14 protein-coding genes are annotated in these 19,361 nt (G+C 69.6%); 3 read left to right on the top strand and 11 right to left on the bottom strand.

What is annotated here, in order from left to right:
* Nucleotides 1–24 precede the first annotated feature (24 nt).
* From AB0C87_RS09845 to AB0C87_RS09820, 6 genes are all read right to left on the bottom strand, one after another.
* Nucleotides 25–1,266, bottom strand: coding sequence for a Tm-1-like ATP-binding domain-containing protein (locus AB0C87_RS09845; protein ID WP_360577112.1), 1,242 nt, complete (start codon nt 1,264–1,266; stop codon nt 25–27).
* Nucleotides 1,263–2,159 (bottom strand): ABC transporter permease, encoded by an 897-nt coding sequence (locus AB0C87_RS09840; RefSeq protein ID WP_353833635.1) that lies wholly within the window; start codon nt 2,157–2,159, stop codon nt 1,263–1,265. Before AB0C87_RS09840 ends, AB0C87_RS09845 begins: the two co-directional genes overlap by 4 nt.
* Nucleotides 2,152–3,255: an ABC transporter permease gene (locus AB0C87_RS09835; protein ID WP_345174060.1), complete on the bottom strand. Its 1,104-nt coding sequence runs from the start codon at nt 3,253–3,255 to the stop codon at nt 2,152–2,154. Before AB0C87_RS09835 ends, AB0C87_RS09840 begins: the two co-directional genes overlap by 8 nt.
* Entirely contained in the window at nt 3,252–4,817 is a 1,566-nt protein-coding gene (locus AB0C87_RS09830) for an ATP-binding cassette domain-containing protein (protein WP_345174062.1), read from the bottom strand. The genes AB0C87_RS09835 and AB0C87_RS09830 overlap by 4 nt, the downstream gene beginning before the upstream one ends.
* Before the next feature lie 7 nt (nt 4,818–4,824).
* Nucleotides 4,825–5,856, bottom strand: a complete 1,032-nt coding sequence (locus tag AB0C87_RS09825) for a BMP family ABC transporter substrate-binding protein (protein ID WP_345174064.1) — start codon at nt 5,854–5,856, stop codon at nt 4,825–4,827.
* A 212-nt stretch (nt 5,857–6,068) separates the two neighbouring features.
* A complete protein-coding gene (locus AB0C87_RS09820; RefSeq protein ID WP_345174066.1) occupies nt 6,069–7,127 on the bottom strand; it encodes a CapA family protein in 1,059 nt (352 codons plus the stop codon).
* A 333-nt stretch (nt 7,128–7,460) separates the two neighbouring features.
* Here AB0C87_RS09820 and AB0C87_RS09815 point away from each other — a divergent pair, with 333 nt between their 5' ends.
* Nucleotides 7,461–8,996 (top strand): PLP-dependent aminotransferase family protein, encoded by a 1,536-nt coding sequence (locus tag AB0C87_RS09815; RefSeq protein WP_360577145.1) that lies wholly within the window; start codon nt 7,461–7,463, stop codon nt 8,994–8,996.
* Nucleotides 8,997–9,381: 385 nt separating this feature from the next.
* Here the strand turns inward: AB0C87_RS09815 and AB0C87_RS09810 are convergent, their stop codons facing one another.
* Together AB0C87_RS09810 and AB0C87_RS09805 are read right to left on the bottom strand one after the other, a co-directional pair.
* Nucleotides 9,382–10,743 (bottom strand): hypothetical protein, encoded by a 1,362-nt coding sequence (locus tag AB0C87_RS09810; protein WP_360577111.1) that lies wholly within the window; start codon nt 10,741–10,743, stop codon nt 9,382–9,384.
* Between the two features lie 265 nt (nt 10,744–11,008).
* The gene (locus AB0C87_RS09805; protein ID WP_360577110.1) at nt 11,009–11,881 is read right to left on the bottom strand and encodes a LysR substrate-binding domain-containing protein; all 873 of its coding nucleotides are present in this window, start codon (nt 11,879–11,881) and stop codon (nt 11,009–11,011) included.
* Nucleotides 11,882–11,976: 95 nt separating this feature from the next.
* On the opposite strand from AB0C87_RS09805, the gene AB0C87_RS09800 reads away from it, so the two are divergent.
* Nucleotides 11,977–12,369 carry a tautomerase family protein gene (locus AB0C87_RS09800; RefSeq protein WP_345174071.1) on the top strand — a complete coding sequence of 131 codons (393 nt, stop codon included), beginning with the start codon at nt 11,977–11,979 and terminating at the stop codon, nt 12,367–12,369.
* Nucleotides 12,370–12,692: 323 nt separating this feature from the next.
* Here AB0C87_RS09800 and AB0C87_RS09795 read toward each other — a convergent pair whose 3' ends face one another.
* Nucleotides 12,693–13,217, bottom strand: a complete 525-nt coding sequence (locus tag AB0C87_RS09795) for a hypothetical protein (protein ID WP_353833641.1) — start codon at nt 13,215–13,217, stop codon at nt 12,693–12,695.
* A 724-nt stretch (nt 13,218–13,941) separates the two neighbouring features.
* Between AB0C87_RS09795 and AB0C87_RS09790 the strand changes: the two genes are divergently transcribed.
* Nucleotides 13,942–15,099 (top strand): serine/threonine-protein kinase, encoded by a 1,158-nt coding sequence (locus AB0C87_RS09790; RefSeq protein ID WP_360577109.1) that lies wholly within the window; start codon nt 13,942–13,944, stop codon nt 15,097–15,099.
* A 161-nt stretch (nt 15,100–15,260) separates the two neighbouring features.
* Here AB0C87_RS09790 and AB0C87_RS09785 read toward each other — a convergent pair whose 3' ends face one another.
* Together AB0C87_RS09785 and AB0C87_RS09780 are read right to left on the bottom strand one after the other, a co-directional pair.
* Nucleotides 15,261–16,910, bottom strand: coding sequence for an alpha-amylase family glycosyl hydrolase (locus AB0C87_RS09785; protein WP_360577108.1), 1,650 nt, complete (start codon nt 16,908–16,910; stop codon nt 15,261–15,263).
* A 21-nt stretch (nt 16,911–16,931) separates the two neighbouring features.
* A complete protein-coding gene (locus AB0C87_RS09780; protein ID WP_360577107.1) occupies nt 16,932–19,274 on the bottom strand; it encodes a hypothetical protein in 2,343 nt (780 codons plus the stop codon).
* Between the last annotated feature and the right edge of the window lie 87 nt (nt 19,275–19,361).

Below are 19,361 nucleotides of genomic sequence, written 5' to 3'. Positions count from 1 at the left end.
CGCGTCGTCCGGGCGAGATGTCCATCACGGTTCGCGGCTCCCCGCCGCCGGCTTCCCGGCGAGCCGGGCCAGCAGCAGTCGCGCCGCCTGCTCGCCGAACGCCGGGGTGTTCAGTGCCACCGGGGAACGCTCCACGGTGACGTGGGGCGCCAACGACTCCAGCAGCGCTTGTTCGAGGGCGGCGTCCGCCTCAGGCCAGTAGAACGGGCCTCCCGGCTCCGACAGGGCGGACGTCCCGCCGGTGGGCAGCAGCAGCGCGACCGGTCCGCGCGCAGCCGACAGCTTCGCGCCGAGGCGCGCGCCGAGGACGGCGGCCTCCCGCGGATCGGTGCGCATCAGCGTCGCCGTCGCGTTGTGCGAGTAGAGCCGCCGCCCCCGGTACGCTTCCGGCACGGTCTCGGGCGCCCCGAAGTTGACGACGTCCAGCGCTCCGGTCGACACGACCTGCGGGGTCCCCCGCCGGCCGGCGGCGACCAGGCGGCCGGGCCCCGCACTCGCCACGCCGCCGGCGAGGTCGTCGGCCAGCTCCGTCGTCGTCAGATCGAGCACCCCTGACAGCCATCCGTCCTCGGCCAGCGACTCCAGCGTCCTGCCGCCGAGCCCGTTGGCGTGGAAGACCAGGACGTCCAGGCCTCGTGACTCCAGCACCCGGCAGGCGCGCGACACGCCGGCGGTCGTCACCCCGAACATGCTGGCGGCCACCATCGGCTTCCCGTCGCCGCCCGTCGCCGACGGCACCGGCCGTCCCAACTGGGCCGCCAGCATCGCCACCGACCGTTCGAGGACGAAGCGGCTCACCGTGTTGAGCCCGGCGATGTCCACGATGGAAGGGACCAGCAGCAGATCGCTGGCTCCCACGTGGGGACGGGTGTCACCGGAGGCCATCGTGGTGACGATCATCTTGGGCACGCCCAGCGGCAGGGACCGGAAGCCCGGCGCCAGCACGCTCAGCGCTCCCGAACCGCCCATGCCGAAGGCGGCGTCCACCTCGCCGGCCTCTCGCAGGGACCCCAGCAGGGCGGCCACCCCCTCGGCCATGGCGGCCAGGGCCTCCGCCCGGGTGGCGAGCGCGGCGATCTCGCGGCGGTCACGGCCCGCGGCCCGCGCCACCTCCGAACGGGTCACGTCGGGCCGGATCCGCGGCTCCCCGCGAACACCCGCGTCGACCAGCAACGGCCTCAGGCCGGCGTCCGCCAGCAGGTCCCGGACGTAGGCGTACTCGACGCCCTTGGTGTCGAGCGCCCCGACGAGGACGACCCGGCTCACAGCGTTCGCTCCATGATCACTTCCGGCTGCTCTCCCCGGCGCCGCTTGATCACGACCGTGGCCGAGATGGCGGCGATGGTCGCCGCGTAGGGCAGCATGAGCACGAACTGCGGCGGCAGGACCCCGTTGAAGTCCAGCTGCGACTGGATGCCGAAGGCCAGCGCGGATCCGAAGAACACTGCCGCCACCGACACCCCGACCGGGGCCACCCCACCGAGCAGGACCGCCGCGAAGGCGAGGTAACCGCGGCCCTGCGCGATGTTGTCGGAGAAGGACCGCACCTGGGCCAGCGACAGCTCTGTACCGGCCAGCGCGCACAGCAAACCGGCGACCTGCAGCGCCGCCATCCGGTAGAGGTCCACCGGGACGCCGGCGCTGCGCGCCGCGAACGGGTCGCTGCCGCAGGCGCTGAGCTTCAGCCCGGCCCGGGTCCGCCGGATCGTCCACCACGACAGCCAGGTCAGCCCGAACGCCGCGAAGGTCAGCACCGACAGGCCGCCGAGCGGCCCGCCGACCGCGCCGAGCGGCCGCGGCAGCCCGACGGGCGACTCGATGGCAGCCTCGGTGTCGAAGAAGGCCACCAGGGCGTAGCCCGTCGCACCGGCGGCGGTCATCGACAGGCCGAGCCCGACGATGAGCACGTTCGCCTTGAAATGCGTGACCAGCACCCAGAACAGCAGCGACAGCAGCAGGTTCACGGCGATGGCGGCGCCCACGGCCGCGAGAACCGACCCGGTGCGGATGGCAGTGGCGGTCGCGACGAACGCGCCGCTGAGCATCAGCCCCTCCAACCCGAGGTGCAGGATGCCGCTGCGCTGGGCGAACAGTCCGGCGAGCGCCGCCAGCCAGATGGGCGTGGCGGCCTGCAGGCAGGTCACCAGGAAGTCAACCACGGGAGTTCACCACCTCCGGATCGCGGTGGGCGGGCCCACCCGGCGGATCACCGGCCTGGGCCGCGGCCCGCGTTCGCCGGCGTCTCAGCAGGGCGGGCACCGTGGAGACCGTGATCCACAGGGCGACCATCCCGTTGAGCATGTCGAGACCCGCCTGCGGCAGGTCGCTCACGACCGGCAGGTAGATCGTGGCGGCGCGCAGCGCACCGAAGAACACCGCGGCCAGCAGCGTGCGGAGCGGACCGAACGTGCCGACCAGCGCCACGATGACCGCCATGAAGCCGACCATCGGCGAGAACCCGACCCGCAGGCTGCCCGACGGGCCGTAGGCCTCGACGGCGCCCGCGAGCCCGGCCGCCGCACCGCTCAGCGCGAAGACCACCAGGCCGACCCGGGAGGCACGGATTCCCATCCACTGCGCCATCACCGGGTTGCGTCCCACGAGGCGGATCTCCAGGCCCAGCCGCGTGCGGCCGGTCAGGACCACGGCGCCCGCCATGAGGAGGCCGCACAGGATCAGCAGGGCGGGCGAGACTCCGCTGCCGTCGCTGAGCCGGAAGGCCCCCGGCAGCTGATCGGTCGTGGCCGCCTGGCCCGTGCCGTCGCGGCTCTTCAGCGGGCCGGTGCAGACCCACTCCAGGACCAGCACGGCGATGAAGTTCATCATCAGGCTGGTGACGACCTCATCGGCGCCGAGCCGCGTCCGCAGCAGCCCGGGCACCAGCGACCACAGCGCCCCGAGCGCGATCCCGACCGCGAAGGCGCACGGGAGCACCACGAGCACGGGACCGTCCCGCCACACCAGGCCGAGGGCGAGCGAGCCGATCGCCCCGACGTACATCTGTCCCTGGGCGCCGATGTTGAAGTAGCCGGCCTGGAAGGCGAGCCCGACTCCGAGCGCGATGATGAGCAGAGGAATGGCCCAGCGGATCGTCTGCGTCCATGCGGCCGGCGAGCCGACGCTGCCGTCGACCGTTCCCGCGATGATCGCCTCCACGTCATAGCCGGACAGGGCGAAGATGCCGAGGACCAGCAGCAGGGACACACCGATGACCGCGACGGGCCGGGCCGCGGCCGGCCTTGGCCGAAACCTCACGCGGCCTCACCCCTCACCATGGCGCCGCCCACTCGATCCAGATCGAACGGCCGGTCGAACTCGGCCACCACGCGCCCGGCGAACATCACCAGTACGCGATGGCACACCTCGAACATCTCCTCCAGGTCCGCGCTGACGATGAGGACGGCGGCGCCGGACGCCGCGGCGTCCACCAGCGCCGCCCGCACGTCACCGGCCGCGGCGATGTCCAGCCCGCGTGTCGGGTGCGCGGCGATGAGAACCCGCACGTCACCGGTGATCTCGCGCGCCAGGACGGTCTTCTGGACGTTGCCGCCGGACAGGTTCCCGGCCGGCTGGGTCTCGGTCCGGTAGGCGACCCGCCAGCGGTCCAGCGCCTCCCGGCACCGTTCCCGCAGGGCCCGTGGATCGAGCATCAACCCGTCCCCGACGCGCCGCGGGGCGGCGTGGTTCTCCCACAGGGCGCTGCTGAGGCTGACCCCTTCCACGTTGCGTTCGAAAGGGATGATGCGCAGGCCGCGGTCGCGGCGCCGCCGTACCGAGGCCCCCGAGATGTCGGAGCCGGCCAGGGACACCGTCCCGCCGCGCAGCGGCGCCATCCCGACGAGCGCCTCGACGAGGCTGCGCTGCCCGTTGCCCTCGACGCCGGCGATCCCCACGATCTCTCCTGCGCGGATCTCCAGCGACACGTCGGTCGCGGCCGCGTCGTGCGACCCGGACCGCGCGGTCAGCCGGGTCGTGCTCAGCACCGCCGGCGCGTCCGGCGCGGGTTTCGCGACGGTCGGCACCTCCCTGGCCGAGGCGTCGCCGATGATGGCCCGCGAGACGTCCGACGGCTCCAGGTCGCCGATGGGCGTCGGCTCCAGGACGAGCCTGCCGGCCCGCAGCGCGGTGACGGTGTCGGCGACCGCGAACACCTCGTCCAGCTTGTGCAGCACCACGATCACGCACAGGCCCGCGGCGGCCAGGTCGCGCAGCCGGTCGAACAGCCCGCGCATCGCGGGTGGCGGCAGAACCGCCGTGGGTTCGTCCAGGACCAGGACGCGGGGGCCGGAGGCGAGGGCGCGGGCGATCTCCACCGCCTGCATCGTCTCGATCGGCAGCCTGCCGATCAGGGCGTCCGGGGCGACGGCGGCTCCCCCGTCCTCCAGGAGCGTCCGCGCCCTGCGGTGCAACGCGGCCTTGGAGAAGCCGCCGAGGGGGCGGCGCTCGTCGTTGAACAGTTCCAGTGCCTGGGCGACGGTGAAGTCCGAGGGCAGCGCGAAGTGCTGGTGAACCAGCTCCACGCCCTGTCTGCGTGACTCGGCGACGTTCCCTCCGGCGAGCAGGTGCTCTCCCACCCGGACGGTGCCGCCGGAGGGTTCGACCAGCCCGGCCAGCACCCGCGCGAAGGTGGTCTTGCCGGCGCCGTTCTGGCCGACGATGGCGTGCACCTTGCCCGGTGCGAAGGTCCCGCTGACTCCGTCGAGGGCACAGAAGTCACCGAAAAGTACCGAGACGTCCTGGCAGGTGACGGGTGCTCCGGCGCGTTGCGGACCGCCCGCCGCGGCGGGTCCGGTTCTCTCGTGTGGTCGGGCTCGCATGGCCCGCTCACACGTTGCCGGTGTTGACGGGCACGTCGACGGAACCGTCGACGATCTTCTGCTTGGTCTCGCCGACCTTCTGGAACGCCGAGTCCAGGTCCAGGGCCCCGGCGCCGGGCCGGAACATCTTGGCGCGTTCCAGGAAGGTGCCGTCGTCGGCGAGGCCCGCTTCGCTGCCACCGGGCTTCCAGGTCCCGTCGGCGATGGTGAGCACCCGCTTGGCCATGGTCGCGCCGTAGTGCTGCGACGCGACCGCGATCACGCTGGTAGCGGTCTGGGCGCTCTCCGCGTTGTCGTAGATGACGAAGGTCTTGGCCTGGTCGGCGGCCTTCACGACGCCGACCGAGGAGCCGCCCGCGTAGGCGAGGACCACGTCGACCTTGTTGTTGAACATGGTCTGGGCGATCTGCTGGCCCTTCACCGGGTCGCCGAACGACCCGACGAACGCGCTCTTGACGGCGATGCCGGCGCGGGTGGCCTTCGCCCCCGCCTCGAAGGCGTGGTAGTCGGCGTTCAGCGAGGGGATCGCGGTTCCGCCGATGAACCCCACGACGCCCGTCTTCGACACGGTGGCGGCCAGCACCCCGGCCAGGTACGAGGGGCCCTGCGTGTCGAACGAGACCGTCTGGACGTTCGGCAGCTCGGGCTTGTACGGGTCGGAGTAGATGTGCACGAACCTGGTCTTGGGGAAGTCGGGCGCCACGGTCTTGAGTACCTGCGTGAAGTCCGAGAACGACACGACGATCACCGGCGTCCCCGACTGGGCCAGGCTGCGCAGCGTCGACTCGTGCGAGGAGGGGTCGGGCGCGGCCACGTGGCGGGTGGTGTAGCCGGCCGCCTTCAGCGTGTTCAGACCGGCGATCAGGTTGTCGGTCGGCCCTCCGTCCCCGGCCTTCTGCGGGGTGACGAGCGCCACCGACTTCTCGTCTCCGCCTCCCCGCTGGTCTCCGGTCCCGCATCCGGTGAGCGCGAGAGCCGATGCCAGGCTCGCGGCGACGAGGAAACGACGGCGGTTCAGCGGCCCTGTTCCGAGACGCATAACAGGCTCCGTTCTGTCGGCCCGTTCACCGACACGGTCCTTCGTCCACCGGGTCCTGCGCCCGGCGGTTCTGCGAACGTACACGGCTGTCATCTTGGTGTCTAGAGGATGTATGCATAACAATCAGTACGCTTACTCCGGAACACCTGGCCGCGGCGGACGGGGAGGCCGTGCCCGCGGGGCGTTGCACCGGCGGGCACGGCCGACGGGATTCAGCCGGTGACGATCACGCGAGCGCCGTCGAACGCGACGACGGTGTCGAGATCCGCCGATTCGACGGCCAGCCGGTCCGCGATACGGCGGGCGTTCTCCGGATCCGCCAGGACGGGGAGCCCGTGCTCGGCCGTCATGATCGGCACCAGTGACACCTGCGGGACGTCTCCGCCGGCCAGGTCGACGACCGTGATGAAGGCGTCCCGGCTGAACGCGTCGTAGATCTCCTCGATCTCCGGGGTGATGTTCTCCCTCGGCTGCTGGGCCACGAAGTTGCCCGGGCTGTACACGATGACCCGATCCCGGTACACCTCCACCCCCTGCGGGGCGTGCACGTGATGGCCGAGGACGAGGTCGGCCCCCGCGTCCACGAGCGCGTGTCCGAACACCCGCTGGTACTCGGCGCGCGCGCTGCCGAACCCGAAGCCCCAGTGCACGGTGACCACCACGACGTCGACGCGCTCCCGCAGTTCCCGGACGCGGCCGATGACCCGCTCGTGGTCGGCCGCGCGTACCCGAGTCCGGATGACCGGGGGCACGCCCGGTTCCTCCAGCTGGAACTCGCCGTTCACGACCCACTCGGTCTCCACGTGCACGGGAGAGATGCCCGGCTTGGACGGGCCGGCCGCGGCTCCCAGCGGCAGCAGGCAGGACCAGGCGAGGATCCCTACGCGGCGGCCGGCGATATCCAGGACGACGGCCTCCTCGGCGGCCGCGAGATCCTCTCCCGCACCGATCGCCGTCACTCCCACCGAGCGCAGTCTCCGCACGGTGTCGTCCAGGGCGTCCCAGCCGTAGTCAGAACTGTGGTTGTTGGCGAGTGTCGCCACCCTCAGGTTGAAGGCGGCCAGCTCGTGGACGAGTTCGGGACGCGCCCGGAAGTTGAGGATCCGGTCGGAAGGGTGACCCCGGTCGGAGAAGGGCAGTTCCACGCTCGACAGCACGCAGGACGATGCTCCGAGCACCTCCTGAAGTGCGGTGAAGCCGGGATCAGCGGGCACCTCGGCCAGGGACCTGGTGAGAACGATGTCACCGGTGGCGGTCAGATGGGAGATCACGCGCGGCGCCTTCCTGTACTGCGGACGGTCGCCGTACCGGCACGCACTGCCGGAACGGCGAGCGCGTCAGGCCATGCCGGACCAGACGGTACGGCGCTGAGGACGGACGTCACAGTGTCACGCTCGCGTAACACAGTCAATACGTTAGGGGTACAGTTGACGGAGGCTGTGGTGCTCGGTCCGGCCGCATCTCTGTGCCCGACAGACCTTCCCAAAGAAGCACGCAGGCCCCAGAACGCCATGCCACGGGGGGCTTCCCAGCGGAGGCAGAGGCCCACCCGCTCTCTGGGGGCACTCCAACGCCGCAAGACGTACTGGTAAAATGTATGCGTGATGCTTGAGGTGCAACGACGGATAATGACCTTGCGCGACTCCTCGGGCAACGGGCGTCCGCTCTACGAACGAGTGGCACACGAGATGTCCGAGGCGATCCGGACGGGCGAACTGGGCCCCGGCGAGCGCTTGCCGTCCGTCCGGCAACTCGCCACCGACCTGGGCCTCAGCGTCACGACCGTCATGAGCGTCTACGCCCGGCTCGGAGAGCTCGGCCTGGTGCACGGGGAGGCCGGCCGCGGCACCTTCGTCAGCGAGGCCGCCGACCTCCCGCGGACGGCACCGCCCCCCCGCGGAGGCGAACCCCCGATGCCCGCCCGCGGTGGCAGGGCATGGCGGCGCCAGGTTCTCGCCCAGACCGAGGCACGACTGCAGCGCAGCCATCCGAACGCGCGCGACCTCACGCGCGGCGGGCCGGACCCGCGACTGCTGCCGCTGACCGTCGTCAAGCGCGCCTACCGGGACGTCGCCGCCCGGTTGCAGGCTCGGGACCTGGAGTATCCGGCGACGCTGAGCACCGAGCCGGAACTGGCCGCTGCGCTCGCCAAACGGCTCGCCCACGACGGCATCGAGACCGATGCCGACGACCTGCTCATCGCCAGTTCCACGCAGCAGTTCCTGGCCCTGCTCGCCATGCTGCTCCAACGTCGCTCCCCCGGCGAGACCGTCCTTGTGGGCGTCGAGGAGCCCGGTTACCAGACCGCCATGGACACCCTCGAATTCCAAGGACTGGGGCTCGTCCCCATGCCGCTGGACGAGGCGGGGGTCACCGTCGAGGGGCTACTCGGTGCCATCGACGCGGGCGTCTCGGCCGTGCTTTTCACCCCGCGCGCCCAGAGCCCGACCGGCTGCTGCTGGACGGCGCAACGCCGACGCGCGCTGGCAGACGCCCTCGCGCCACATCCCGACGTCTGGATCATCGAGGACGACCAGTTCGCCGAGGCCGCGACCCTGCGACCAGGGTCGCTGTACACCGATCCCCGGCTACGGGACCGCGTCGTGTACCTTCGCTCATTCTCCAAGTCCATCGCTCCTGACATGCGGCTGGCGGTGGCCCTCGCCAAGCAGCCGATCCGCCATCCGCTCACGCTGGCCAAGTCCTTCGCCGACGGATGGACGTCCCGGACGTCCCAGCGCGTACTCGCGGCGACGCTCACCGACCCCCGCCTCGACGAACTTCTCACGGAGGCGCGCACCGAGTACGCGCACCGCCGGGCCGCCGTCCGCGAGGCCCTCCGGCAGGCCAGCGCCTCCCAGCAGATCGGCCTTTTCGTCCCCGAGTACGACACTGACGGTTTGCACGTCTGGGTCACGCTCCCAGACGGTTGTGACGCCGACCGGGTGGTCGAAGCCACGGCGCAGCGAGGGTTCCTACTGGCAGCCGGGCAGCCCTTCTACCTGTCCCCCGGCCACCAACGCCACCTGCGGATCAACGCGGGCGCACTTCCCGCCGAGCACGCCCCGCAGCTCGCCGCGGCGATCGGCGAGGCCGTCGTCACCCTGATGGGCCAGCCCACCGCCCTGCTCACGCCCTGACTCGGCAACCGACCGAACCATGCCGCCGACCCGCGTCCCACGGTTCAGCGCGTGCGCCACGGCCACCGGCTCCCCCCGTAGCGGGAGACGCGGCCCTGCCGCCGGGCCCGGCCAAAGGGTGTATCCGGCTGGGTTCAGCGTGGTGTTGAGCTGGCAGTAGATGAGCTGGTGCGCGGCGGCCCCAGGGCCTAGTGGGGATTTCCATCTCGTTGGTCTGTGCCCAGTTCCAGGTAGGGGCCAACGACCCGTGTGCCGACCATCGGTCTTTCCCGTGATCGTGATCGATCGGCAGATCACTACGTGAGGCGCTGACCGTACGGAACGATCCAATTCTGCCCGGTTGCCCGATCGACGTTTCCGCAGTTCAGCCCGAACTTCCCGGAGGTCACAAGCCGGCAGCGGTAAGGATCCGATACATCTGGGTCGGCCGTAGCGCAGAGTTGGCAGCGGCGTCGTCGGCTAGCTCAGGGTCTGGGTCGCCGAGCAAATGCTCCAGCAACACGTCAGTGATGTTGGGGTGACGGGCGACCCCCCGGCGCAGGAAGGGCTCGGAAGCGCCGGCGAGCTGCTGAAGGCATGGCAGGGGTAGTTCCGGGTCTTGCAAGGTGAGGTAGCGCACGTCCGGGCTTGGCTCGTCGACGAACGTGCGCAGCACCTCGCGAGGGAAATTGGGGTGGTCGACGAGTAGCGGTCGGATGTGCAATACGTCGCCGTGGGCGCGGACCAGTCTTTCCAGGACCTCTGGTGGCGTGCCTGGCCGACGGGCGGCAGCACGGCGGACTGCGAGTTCCGGGTCGTTGTCCAGCCGACGCCATGCCTCTTCAGGTAGGTCGTGACAGGAGGCCAGAACGCGCCGAAATGTTGTGTGCTGGCAGTCCAGGTAGGTCATCCGCTCATCGAGAGGCGCTTCGCGCAGCCAGTCAGGTTCGACGAAGTTCCAGCTCAGAGCTACTTTCGCCTCGATGCTTCCGTCCGCGCGTTCGGCTTCTACGAGCGCATACAGTCGGTCCCGGGTTTCGGCGTCCACATGCCGACTCTGCGCAGCCGCGACCCGCACGAGCGGGTCATCGATGCCCAGGAGCTGGGCAACCATCTCTGCCGATAGATGAGGGTTACCGGCGACAGCCTGCTGGAGCTCCGCCTCCTCGCGCCGCATGAGCCGCGCAAACTGCTCTGATGTGAGTGGGACGTAGCGCGCCACGTTAATGCGCACTGCAGGGTCGGCTAGGCACCGCTCCCTGCACTCAGGCGGGACACCCGGAATTTTGCGCTCGGTGGCCGCTGCACGGACCTGCGGATCCGGATCAGCGAGTAGTTCCACCTGCATGGCGAGAGGCCGGTCGTACCAGGCTCGTGCGACCGCGGCACGCAGGCTCGGACTCGGCGCACTGGCAAGCATCGTCCGAGGCTGGCCATAGGCTTCCTCAAGGTCGTCGATGCCAATCGGCACCTTGCGGTCAACCATGTGGCGGACAAAGTCTGTGAACGCGTTGCGGATCGCCGGATCGGGATGCTCGGCAATCCTTCGGCGCATCTCCGGGGAGATCCGGTCCCCGTGAAGGCCAACCGCGGTGTCGCCGTCGTCGTGCTTCAGCAGAGCATCGACAACGGCGTCCTCCAGCCGCCCACGGCGCTGCGATATCCCGTGTCGGCCAGCCCTATGTGCAGCCAGACGTACCAGGACATCATGAGGAGAGGACGGGTTCCGCCCCAACCCGGAGAGTTGGGGATGATCCAGGCTTGTCATGCGCTCAACCTAGTCGGGCCGTTGCGTGCCAGTCCTTTCATCGATCCCTAGAGGGCACCAGCGGTGTCAGGTAAGCGTGGCCCGGAAGGCACTCCCCCGGTGGACGCAATGGCGGAAGCGTGGGGCCGCCCAGCCCGGCGCCGGCCATCGCAGCCACCACGAGGAAATCGCGGAAGCTGATTCGGTTAGCAATCTGGGGCGCCGAGGATGACAGTTTCCTTCGGAGGCGAAGCTGCTCACCCAGCCGATACCTTTACATTGTAGATCAAAAAGAGTGCCGCTGGGCGCGCAGGGCGGAGGCGAAGGTGCGCAGCGCCCTGCGAGCGGCCGGCTCGGACGGGCGTGATTGCAGGACGACGCTGCGGGCGGGCAGCGGGGGGAGGCCGAGCGATTCGCCCATGTCCATGGTGCCGGGTGGGGCCACGCGCGGGCTGAGCGCCGCCACGGCCAAACCTGCTGCCGCGGCCGCACCGATGGCCGCGATGCCGCCGCCCACGAACACCTCTTGCCAGGCGATGCCCGCTTCGTTCAGCGCGGTCACCGCCATCTCGTGCACATGGCATGACTCGGCCAGCAGGGCGAGGCGCAGAGGCTCGCCGGAGCGGTGTTCGAAGTCGGATGAGGCCATCCAGCCAAAGGGCTCCTCCATCAGGACTTCACCGTCGGTACGACGGCCCTCGTGGCGCAGCACGATGGCCGCGTCCAGCGCACCGCTGTCGAACAGGTCAAGGAGCTCCCATGAACTGGCGATTCTCACCTCCAGCGTCAGGTCTGGCTCTGCTCGCCCTATCTGGCGCAGGAGGTGGGGCAGTTCGGCGCCGACGACGTGGTGGCTCATGCCGATCGACAGGCGTTGCCGCTGGACGCCGAACGAGCCCAGCGCGCCCGCGTGGGCGGCCAGCAGTTCACGTGCGGGGCCGAGGAAGGCGGCGCCGTCTTGCGACAGGCGGACCAGGCGGGGCGTACGGTCCAGCAGGCGGCGGCCCAAGGCGTCCTCCAGCCGCTTGATCTTCAAGCTCACGGCGGACTGCGTGGAGTCCATCGCCTCCGCCGCGCGCGTGAAGCTCTTCATCTCGGCGGTCAGCACGAAGGCCTGCACAGCGTCCAGGGCGAGCATCTTCATCGTCACGCCGATCATTGGAATATTTAATGACTGAAATATCCTAAGATGACTTTTTTGAATGATCAAGTGCTGGCTACGTTGCGAACCATCCCGAGGAACGGAGTCAGACCATGCCCTTGGTCCAAGTGTCGTTGCGGCGCGGCAAGTCCGCCGAGTACCACCAAGCACTCTTCGAAGGCGTCTACCACGCCATGCGTGAGACCTTCGACGTGCCGGAAGACGACCGCTTCATGACGATCACCGAGCACGACAGCAGCACCTTCAGCGTCAGCCCCACCTACTACGGCGTCGAACGGAGCGACGAGGTGGTCATCATCCGGATCACCGCCAACAACACGCGCAGCCTCGCCCAGAAGAAGGCGCTCTACCTGCGCATCGTCGACCTCTTGCAGGCGAACCCCGGCGTGCGCCCCGAAGACGTGTTCATCAATCTTGTGGAGGTACTGCCGGAGAACTGGTCGTTCGGCAATGGCATCGCGCAGTACGCGGTGCAGCAGGGCTGAGGGGAACGGTGTGAGCCGCAGCGACAAGAAGCCCGCGGGTGGGCCGCACAGCTCGCCGGCGGCCCTCCGGTGTCCGGTCAGAGGACAGCCCGCCGGCTACAAATGCCGTCCTCCGCAGCCGCAGCCACGGGCCAGTGCCGTGGTCCTCGTGGAGGGCAGTGCGAGCATGCCACCGAACGCCAGCAGGCCGATCAGTGCCGCGGCGATCGTGGTCATGCCCACGTAGACCACGGCTCTGTCGACCTGGTGGCGGAACGCAGGGCGCGGTGGCCCGCTCGGCGGACCACCGCACCATCGCGCAATTCCTGCATCTGGTCAGGGAGCTAGCAATACTTGTAGCTCGTATCCACGGACCAGACGGGGTACCAGTTGGCGGATTTGAAATTCCGCGAGAGGTCGGGCGCCGAGGCGGGAGCCGGGTAACACGCGATAATGCTCCCGACCGCACCCCCGTCGAACGTCAGCGCGTCCACGCCGCCCGTCTGGTTGTTGATGATCCACTGGTACTTGCTGTCGTAGTTGAAGTTGTGGACGCCGTAGGACTTCTCGTCGTACAGCCGGAAGACGTACCAGTAGTTTCTCGTGCTCGTCTGGTTCGAGAGCACGTACAGGCAGACGTAGAACTTGGCGCATGAGGGCAGGTAGTCCCTCGACTCCTCGCCGCGCGGCCGGTCCATCCACCTCCAAGGACCCTCGATGCCGTCGACCTTCGGCTCTCCCCCGGGGCCGATGTAGGGGTCGGCGGACGCGCTCGGCGCGACGGCGATCGTCGACAGCAACATCGCCAATGCCGCGACGGTGACCGCGGCGAACCTTCTCTTCGGCATTCGCGCCGCTCGCATGATCATGTGGCCCTCCTGGTTCGCGATGAGCGCGCGTGTCGCGCCACTCTGGGATAGCGAGTTCGTCCTTTGAATTTTGAGTGAGGCGCCATAGGACATCTATCTGGTGAGTGCACACTGCTTTAGGATCCGTCCACTGTTCGGCGCCAACCGTCCGCGCAGCGCACACCGGGCAGCCGCCACCTCCCGGGTCAGGGAGAAGTGGATTACGCCGTCGAGGAAGGCAGGTCGACCTTTGCCACCGCCCGCGCCGTCGATCCATCGCGCCGACCACCGAGCCAGCGTCGAGGACCGAAGGCCAGAGCGCAGCACGCGCCACCGGCTCGCACGCACCGCTCTTTTCGCGACGGTGCGTGGACTGGCTTACGCGCTCGGCACCACGATCGGCACCACAGCGGTGCGAACAGTGGGAAAGCGCCAGCGCATCAGGGCGAACTCGGGATTGAGCGCCGTCCCCGGTAGGGACCGGGGACGGCGGACATCCCGCTCAGCGCACACGCGGTGCGACTCCTGGGAGAGGACGCGCCTCGCGTATACGGTGATCGCGGCGGACTTCGACCGTTCCACACAGGCGCCTGCACCTCCATCAACGGCTCTTCTGCTGCGGGCTGGGATCGACTCCACGCCGGGATGGGGGCTTGATGTGATGTTCCGCTTGGATTGAGCGCTGTTCTTTGATAGTTGCGCATTTCAACGGGCGTGGCCATCGGGGACAAGGGATCGAGGACGAGTGCTGGTAGCGGGTCGATATCGACTGGACGAGCCGATCGGCCAGGGAGGGATGGGCGAGGTCTGGCGCGCCACCGACCAGAACCTGGATCGGACGGTCGCGGTCAAGCTGCTGCTGACGGCCGCGCCGGACTCACAGGCACGCGAGCGGTTCCTGTTGGAGGCGCAGACCGCAGCCCGTCTCAGTGATCCGCACGTTGTGGCGGTGTACGACTTCGGTACCCATGAGGGCCGGCTCTTCCTGGTGATGGAGCACGTCCAGGGACACAGCCTCGCCCACGCAGGGCCCCTGCGTGGTGCCATGACGCCGTCGCGTGTCGCCGACATCGCCGCGCAGGCGGCGGCGGGGCTTTCCGCCGCGCATCGTCAGGGCGTCGTGCACCGCGACATCAAGCCGGGAAACCTGCTGCTGGCCGCCGACGGCACCGTGAAGATCGCCGACTTCGGCATCGCGCGGTTCACCGGCGAGGCTTCGGCGTCTCTCACCATGACCGGTCAGGTGATCGGCACCAGTACCTACCTGGCGCCCGAGCGGGGCCTGGGCAGGCCTGCCTGCGCCGCCTCCGATGTGTACTCTCTCGGCTGTGTCCTGTACGAGTTGCTGACCGGTCGGCCGCCGTTCCAAGGTGATAACGCCGCCGCCGTCGTGTTCCAGCACGTGGACGCCGCACCCGTGCCGCCCCGGAACTGGTGTCCGGGACTGCCAGGCCCGTTCGAGGACTATCTGATGCGGCTGCTGAGCAAGCGGCCCGAACAGCGCCCCACGGCCGCCGAGGTAGCCGCCTGGTTCGCTGAACAGTCCTGGCGTGCAGACCGCCCCGCCCCGGACGCGGCCGTCACCTCCACGACCCGGCTGCCTGTCGTCGACCTGCCGTCCCCCGTGTCGAGAACCCGTTCCTTGAAGTTCTACGGGATCGCCGCAGGAGCCTCGGCCACTGCGGTCGTGATCGCGGGAGCGATCGGATTGGCGGTCGCCTCTGCTGGGGGCGAAACTGCCCCGGTCCCGACGGCGTCCACATCGGCGCCTCCGGCAGGCGGCGCGCCTCCGGGAACGCCCACGGAGAAGAAGTCAGCCGTCGAGCGCCAAGAACCGCCCCCGAAAAGGACATTGAAACCAGCTAAGAGGGCACCCAAACACAAGAAAGGTAGGCACAAGTGAACCACGCCGTTTGGCTGGAGGTTCTCTTGACCGCATCAAGACCAGCAGTAGCGCGCCTCCGGCGGCGGCGTGGCGCATGCCCAGCATCAGGGCGCTCCAGGGCCTGTCCGGATAGCGGGGCGTGAGACGGGACAGGCCCTGGGGTTCTCGGGTGTGGCCTGCTACACGGTAAGCCAGGCCGCCTGGTCCTGGGCCAGTCGGCTGGCTTCGACGGGGCCGCTGGCCAGCAGGATCGAGGTGTGTTCCGGCAGGTGGTACGGCTCGGTCGAGAAGTTGACGACGAAGATGAAGCCGGGTTTGCGGTGGAAGGCGAGAACTCCGGCGGGAGTGTCGTCCAGCCAGGTCAAGGTGGAGTCTCCGAGGACGGGATGGTCGCGGCGCAGGCAGAGGGCGGCGCGGTAGAGCTCCAGTACGGAGTCCGGGTCGCCGCTCTGGGCTTCCACGGTGCGCGGCGCCCAGTCGGCGGGTTGTGGCAGCCAGGGCGCGGTGGTGGCCTGTGGGCTGAACCCGTACGGTGAGGTCCGTCCGGACCAGGGGATCGGAACTCGGCAGCCGTCGCGGCCGCGCTCGGTGTGGCCGGAGCGTTCCCAGACGGGGTCCTGGAGGACGTGTTCGGGCAGGTCCTCCACCTCGGGCAGGCCCAGTTCCTCGCCCTGGTAGATGTAGGCGCCGCCGGGCAGGGCGAGAGTGAGCAGGGCTGCTGCGCGGGCACGCCGGGTGCCCAGTTCGAGGTCGGCGGGGCCGGCGGGAACGTAGGACTCGTTGGCCACCCACTTCTTCGCGGCCACGCGGCCGTAGCGGCTGGCGTGGCGCATGACGTCGTGGTTGGACATGACCCAGGTGGCCGGGGCGCCGACCGCGCCGAGTGTCGTGAGGGTGTCATCGATGACGGCGCGCAGGCCCTTCGCGTCCCACTCGGTCATGAGGAAGTCGAAGTTGAAGGCGGTGTGCAGGCCGTCCTCACGGACGTAGGCGGCGAGCCGTTCCGGGGTGTCCGTCCATGCCTCGGCGACGAAGCAGCGGTCGCCGGGGTACTCGTCGGCCACCTTGCGCCAGGCGCGGTAGATGTCGTGGACCTCGTCGCGGTCCCAGAAGGGGTGCACGCCGCCTTCGCGGTCGGCCAGGTCCGGCAGCTCGGGGTCCTTGACGAGACCGTGGGCCACATCGACGCGGAAGCCGTCCACTCCGCGGTCGAACCAGAAGCGCAAGACGGACTCGAACTCGGTGTGGACGTCAGGGTGTTGCCAGTTGAGGTCTGGCTGCTGGGGGGTGAAGAGGTGCAGGTACCACTCGCCGTCGGGCACCCGGGTCCAGGCCGGGCCGCCGAAGCGGGACTCCCAGTCGTTGGGCGGCAGGGCGCCCTCGGGGCCGAGGCCGGGGCGGAAGATGTAGCGCGCGCGTTCGGGGCTGCCGGGGCCCGCGTCCAGCGCGTCCTGGAACCAGACGTGTCGGTCGGAGGAGTGGTTGGGGACGATGTCCGCGATGATGCGGATCCCGTGCGCGTGCGCCTCCTCGATGAGTCGCTCCGCCTCGGCGACCGTGCCGAACAGCGGGTCGATCTCGCGGTAGTCGGCCACGTCGTAACCGTGGTCGGCCATCGGCGACTTGTACCACGGGTTGATCCAGAGGGCGTCCACGCCGAGGGACTCGAGGTACGGCAGGCGGGAGCGGATGCCGGCGATGTCACCGACGCCGTCGCCGTCGCCGTCGGCGAAGCTGCGGATGTAGACCTGGTAGATGACGGCAGTGCGCCACCAGGGAGTGGTGGCGGTGGTGGCGGGCACGGTGTTGCTGCTCCTTGGTCGTTTCATGTCGGGCTCGGACCTGGTGTCTCAGGCGGGCGCCGGCAGGCTGTGGTGGCCCGCGCTGTCGCTGTGCGGGAGGAGGCCGTAGTAGATCCGGGGCGCGCCGTCGAGCGTCAGCGTCGCGCTGCCGTTGGTGACCGGGATCTGGGTGACCTGTCCGATCGCGTTCACCTGCCGTACTGCGGTCGTGGCGGCGACCGCGAGCGGGGTCTTGGTCGGCCAGGGGTCGGTCCACATCTCGGGGGCTGGGAAGTGCCAGTCGGTGCGTGGGCCGGCGGTGTTCAGCAGGTAGCCGTCGGCGCGGTTCCACAGGATGACCGCGGGGCCGTCGGGTGTGTCGAACCACAGGCCGAAGGTCTGTGGGTCGGCAAAGGTCAGCCAGTCACGGAAGGTGGCCTGGTCGAGTGTGCGGGCCGCGGTCGCGTAGGCCAGGAGTGAGGGCTTCGGGCTGAGGTCGCGGTTCATCAGGCCGTAGTGGTACTCGACGTTGTCCGGGTCGGCGATCTGGGGCATGCCGAGCACGCTGTCGTGGAACTGGTACCAGCACACGCCCCGGATCCCCTCGGCCTTGGCCAGGGCGAGGGTGAGGAGCACGTTCTCCGCGGCGTGCCGGTAGGTGTCGTGCCACCAGCTGTTGGGCTTGGTCGGCGCGTACGCCTCGGTCAGCCAGATCTCCTTCTCGCCGTGCTCGGCCATCAGCGCCTTCAACTGCCGCAGGCCGCCGTAGAAGTTCCAGTAGGCTCCGTCGCCGTCGGTGGTCCAGTCGTCGCCCGGCGGTATGTAGTCCGGGGTGAAGTTGCCGCGTCCCGGGTGGTAGGCGAAGGCGTCGATCAGGTCCCAGCCGCCGGCCGCGATGAAGTTCTCCACCCATGGCTTGTCCATGCCGGCCAATCCGTTGTTCATCAGTTTGACGGTGCCGCCGGTGGCTGCCCGCCGGTCGAAGACCGGCCGCAGTGCCTTGTCCAGGTAGGCCTGCGCGGCGTCGCCCGTGTTGAACGGTCTGTTGAGCTCGTTTCCGATCTCGAAGTACTCGGCCCCGGCGGCGACCGCCACCGCCAGTTTGTCCGCGGCCCAGGTGGCGGCTTCGGTGTCGGTCGCCTCCAGGGACGGCTGGAGTTCGATGTTGTGGCGCATGCCGCGGGCGTCGAAGTCGGCGGGCGGCAGTCCGGGGCCGCCGTCGTAGGCGATCCGGACCAGGCCGATGCCTGCCCTCTGCCACAAGTCCAGGAGGGCGGTGGCGCTCGGCCGTTGCAGCCAGGGGTAGTTGGCGACGCCGAACATGCCGGCCGTGCCCGCCTGGTAGTCGTAGGGCGGCAGTACCGCGAGGTTGGTGCGGGCGAACGCCTGGTCGTCACCGGAGCTGACAACCACTTCGGCCAGGGCGATCCCGCCCGTCGGGGCGGCCAGGGTGAAGGTGTGCTGCCAGGTGCCGGCCGCATCGACGCTGCCGGTGACGGTCTTGGCGGCCAGCTGCGCCCCGTCGAAGTCGCGCACCCACAGCTTCAGGTCGACTGATGAGGCCGCGCTGCCGCCGTTGGCCACCAGAGCGGTGAGTTCCATCTGTTCACCGGCCGACTCGTACAGGTTGAAGTCGCGGTTCGTGGTGAGTTCGAGGCCGAGTTCACGGCCCCGGCCGATGGTGGCGGTGGCGGACGGCCGGGTCTCGGAGAAGAAGAAGTCGGCCCGGCTGGTCCAGCCGCCGCGCGCGTCGGCCACGCCCGGCGCGTGGACCCAGGTCGCGTTCGTCCAGGCCTGGCGGGACCGGTCGAGCAGGAACAGGCCGTGCAGGGAGGCCGACCAGGTGGAGGTGTGGGCGACGCAGAGGGTGTCCTCGTAGGGGATGCCGCCGCCCGCGTCACGCACCCATTCGGTGATCGGGACGTAGTCGTCGGGCGCGGCCGGTGCCTGGATCGCCCTGCTGAACAGGAAGCCGTCCGGGACCAGCGTGTCCGCTCCGGTGACGCGCCACTCCAGCACGGCGTGGGAGGTGCCGACGCTGAACCAGCCGGTGACGGCGGTCGGTCCGGCGGCGGCGTCGAAGGTGTAGTCCATGCGGATCGCCGGTGTTCCGTCCGGGAGCGCGCTCAGGGTCGGGGTGCCGCCGGTGGACACATGGATTCCGGTGACGCTGTCTTTGACCTGGAACTTCGACCCGGCGGACCGCGTGACGCCGGCGCCGTCACGGATGGCGAGCCTGCCGCCCGCACTGGCCAGCAGGCTGATGCCGCCGCCGGTCAGGGAGACGTCGCCGGCCGCGGCGTGAGCGGCGATCGGGGTCGGCTCGGCGACGAGGACGACACCGGCGGCGAGAGCCGCGCCGAGGAAGGCGCGGCGGTTGAGCGTGGCTCGGGAGAAGGCTTCGGAGGTCATCGTCTGCTCCTGTCCGGCGTTCGGTGACGCCGACCCTGATAATGCCTATCTGCAGCTCGGTGAACGACACGTTTCCAGGCCGCTACT

Source organism: Actinomadura sp. NPDC048021 (assembly GCF_040653135.1).
Classification (GTDB): domain Bacteria; phylum Actinomycetota; class Actinomycetes; order Streptosporangiales; family Streptosporangiaceae; genus Spirillospora; species Spirillospora verrucosospora.
Note: the sequence above shows the minus strand (reverse complement) of the source record. Positions and strands in the feature narration are given on the sequence as shown.